The 4,243-nt window shown below is 60.7% G+C and carries 2 protein-coding genes; both read left to right on the plus strand.

Going from position 1 to position 4,243, the window contains the following annotated elements:
* On the plus strand, positions 1–3,243 hold a 3,243-nt coding region (locus IFT44_RS20965; RefSeq protein ID WP_192176516.1), incomplete at its 5' end, for a Tc toxin subunit A.
* A 688-nt stretch (positions 3,244–3,931) separates the two neighbouring features.
* The coding region (locus IFT44_RS20970; RefSeq protein WP_192176517.1) for a Tc toxin subunit A at positions 3,932–4,243 on the plus strand (312 nt) is incomplete at its 3' end.

Below are 4,243 nucleotides of genomic sequence, written 5' to 3' on the forward strand. Positions count from 1 at the left end.
CTGGCCTACGACAATGCCCTGTGCTACGCCACCCAGATCGCCCGTTCCTATCGTGAAGACATCGTGTCCTCAGGCCGCAACCTGCCACTGATCGCTCCGCAGACCGGCGTGCGTGCACTGGTCGACATCGGCCCGAGCTACCCCAATCTGTTCAAGGAAAACTGGGACCAGTTCTGCAAGGTCGGCGCCATCGAAGCCATGGACGGCCCGGTGGCCTACCTGGGCTCGTTGCGCCGCTTTGCCGAGCAGAAGATCGAAGGCGCGTCCACGTCGCCACTGCGGATACCGCTGGCGGTGCGCCGGCCGGACCTGGACAGCCTGGTGATCGACGAGCAGAGCACCTATCAGAGCCGCCCGATGCTGGACCTGGTGAACACGGTGCTCACCCAGGGCATCGAGAAGTACCAGGTAGAAAAAGAAGACCCACGGCCGGTGCATCAACTGCTGGCCGAGAAGAAACACCCGTTCGTCTTTCCCTATCACTTTGCCCATCAGCAGGTGAGTTTGGCGCTGGAAGGTGACAAGCCAGTACTGGGTGCGCTGAACCTGGCGCTGAGGACGGGTCTGCAAGCATCCGCCCATCCTGTGGATCAACGTAACGCCTTGGCGCTGTTGTCCGGTTTGAGCCCTGCGCAGCAACATCTGTTAATGGCCGAAAGGCGCTTTCCAGCCTTCAACTTGTCGCTGCAAGGCCCTAGCTGGTACACACCAATCATTTCAAACATCCACCTGTGGGACAGCAACACCACTCATATCGAGATACCTGAGCAAGAGTCGGTCATAAGCGTTTTACACACTGACAGCGATACGCTGATAGAAATGCGCCTGATCAACAATGGCCGATCCCAGACAGTCAAACTGCGTGGTCGAGTGCTTCAGGAAGGTGCTGGCGGCAGTTGGAAAATGAGCCATCAGCATGCGGATGGTAACTTGGGCATTTGTTTTGTTCTCTATTACAAAGCCGAAGATAATCCCGGAGTGGAGTTGGCACTTCACTATGATGCCCCCTTGGTATTGAACGTCATGGTGACTGTTGCCGGCCAATCGCGCATCGGTCGCCAGATGGTGTTCGATGTCAGTACGCTTGGCGATCCTGTTCTGGGCCGTGATTTGAACGTTGCCGAGCGCGACTATCTCCAGGCCCACCTGGCAATTGACCAACGTAACCTCGGCGAGTCGCTGTTGAACCGGGCCAAGGTCTTCTGCGACAAAACCGGCGTCGATGCCCAACAGCTGACGGCACTGCTCTCGCAAAAAGACCATAGCCCTCACGTCTCGCCCAATTGCCCCATCCGCAACAAGACCGGTGCCAGCAATCCGTTGCGACGCTCGCCTACACCGATGAACTATGGCGCTGTTTTCATCAACGGCAACGGGGCCATTGATCGCTTCAAACCCCGCGACAACAGCTATCAGTACAACAACGCTGTTTCCCTTGTGGAAGAAACGCTGGGCAGCGAGCGTACTGTCTATCTGGCCTATACCTCACTGGATAGGTTCGACCGAATGCAGCGCATGATCCGCCTGCAACGTTGGACCAAACTGCCATTCGCCGAGTTGGATACCCTGATCGTCTCGGCCATGCGCGCGGAAGGCGATGCCAACCCTGACTTGACCCTCAATCCTAATACGTTGCGTATGCTGGGCGCTTATCGCTATCTCAATGGCCGCCATGGCATTGGCGCTGAAGAGTTCGCCGCGTTCGTTCATGATGTGTCTGCGTTCGCCAGCGGCACCCGCACACCGCTGTTCGACCAGGTATTCAACAACCCGGTACTGTTCGGCACACCCCTGGTTCTGGACCACGGCTCATTCAGCCACACCAGTGACGACCCTGCCCACCAAGCCACTGTCAATCAGCTGTGCGCAGGGCTTGGCTTGACACCTGAGGCATTCGCCGCGGTCGCGCTTCAGACCATCGAGCATGTCGGTCCTCTCAACCGCTCACTGCTCACGGTGTCGGCTTTGTACCGACTGACCCGAATCGCACGCCTGTTCAGGCTCGAGGTAGAAGACTGTCTTTACCTGATCGAGTGCCTGGGCGGCCGCACCTACCTGCGCCATTGCACTGTGGGCACGCTCCTGCAAGGTAATGAAACGCAAACGGACGTGCTGGATATCCTCATTCATCTGGATGGCGTGGTCGACTGGTTGGGGCGCCACAAGTTGAGCGTTGCCAAGATGAGGACGCTACTTGCGGTGGATGCCGAGGCCAGCCCGACCACAGGCGTGCTCGAACGTCTGCAACAGCTGGCAAGCGACGGTCGCAGCACTGCCGTGACACCGGTGGCAGTGGCCGCCTTGGCTTTGCCCGGCAAGGCCACAGGGGCGACCATCGACTGGTTCAGCGAACTGGGCAAGGGCGCCAACGCGCTCATCGACAGTGCAGGGTTGATCAAGCCACCGAACGCAAACGTGGCAGGCAGTGATCACGCGCAACTGGCCGCGCAGGTCCGCGCCTTGATCGCAACCCTGGGTCTGGGGAGTGACGACGTGGCTGCCGCTGAAACCCGGCTTACTGCTTTCTTGCTCGACGCCTGGGCCCGCCAACAGCGCTTGGTCGAAGGCCTGCTGCAGGAACACACCACGCTCCTGCCGGAATTGGCGGTGTGGGTCGCCCACTGCGCCGATGTTTCACCTTACCGCCTGCTCGAGCGCACCCTCCAGGCCTGGCCGATGGACGCCGAGCCCGATGCCGCCAAAGTGAGTGCGGTTCTGGCCGACCTGCGCCAGATCGACACCTGCGCACGCGCTGTCAGCTGGGCCAAGGTTGGCACCGCCGCGTTGCGCACCTTCGTCGTCAACCCGGCGTGGCTGGGGTGCGAAAGCCTGTGGCCGTTGTCCTTGAACACCCTGCACCTGCTCAAGGCCTACGACAGCCTGTTCAACACCTTGGGGCAGACGGAAGAGCGCCTGCTTGGTTACGTGCAGCAAGCCAATGCATTGGTATCCAGACGGCCCGGCAAACGCCAACTGGCGGTCCAGTCGCAAACCTGCAATGCCGCACTGGCGAGCTTGCTGGGCTGGAGCGAAAGCGAGGTGGCGGTGCTCACCGCGCTGCTGCCTCAGCAAACCGCCAAGAGCGTTGCCCATATCGACTGGGTGCGCCGCGCACAGGCCCTTTCGCTGGAAACCGGCCTCAACGCCGCGACCCTGCTCAAAGCCTGCTCCCTGCATGCCGACAGCCCCGAAGCTGACTGGCAAGCGGTGGGCCAGGCGGCCATGGCGGCCGCGGGCCGTTGATTCACCAGATGTTCAGGCCGGCCTCTTCGCGGGTAGAGCCCTCTGCCCGCGAAGGCCGCGCCGCTTTTGCAAGGTGATTCGCTTACCCAACAGCCCTGGGAAACCAGCCCAGGTCGGCCGGTCACGCCAGTGCCGCTGCCCTGTTGTCCTGCCCGGACGCTTCGTTTAGCTCGATATCAACGACATGCCCACCTGCCTGCTTTATCTCAGGTGCGCAGTCCAGGCATGCCCCTGCATCCACGCCCTCCCCAGCTCACCTACAGCCGCCAGCAACTGCGCGTCATGCCACACCGCAGCTCGCCCCGTCGAAACCTCGCACCCGTTACAGCACCTTCTCGTCCAGGCATCCAGCCTACCCGACAGCCCACCATCGACAGCGCCTGAAACGGCACCATCACCTCAGCATTCAACCTGGTCGCCTGCCAGCATCAGCATTTGCTTGGCCGCGATGATGTTATTTCTCCGCAGTAGCGTGGTCGGCTACAAAACGCCCCAGTTCTTGCAACAACTCGGCGCGCACACCTTCGCATTGCACGGACGCCCCGGTTTTCAGGGCTTTCGAGGTAGCAACAAGGCATCTCATAACGCCATTGAACAGCCCTGGCTACCTATCAGTTCTATGGATACCCCACCCTTCGCTCGCCCGCTAAAACATTGGCCTTGATCAGCCTGATGAGCGAGCCCCCGCATGACCACACCTGAACGCCCCGACCCAGTTTTCGACGACGGCGACCACCTGCTTCCAGAGGTCGAGCTGCCCGATCCAACACCCAACCCGCTGTTCGACAACCTGGTTCCGCGCACTCCGGAAAACCGCCTGCTGGGCAGAATGAGCTTCGCCGACGCGATGCCGGAAATGGGCATGAGCTCGGTGTTCGACATCATTCGTCAACCCAAGGCCGAATTCACCCGTCAGCTACGCACCCTCAGCGATGCCGATGGCGAGCTGGCCTACGACAATGCCCTGTGCTACGCCACCCAGATCGCCCGTTCCTATCGT

Source organism: Pseudomonas sp. CFBP 13710 (assembly GCF_014842235.1).
GTDB classification, from domain to species: domain Bacteria; phylum Pseudomonadota; class Gammaproteobacteria; order Pseudomonadales; family Pseudomonadaceae; genus Aquipseudomonas; species Aquipseudomonas baltica.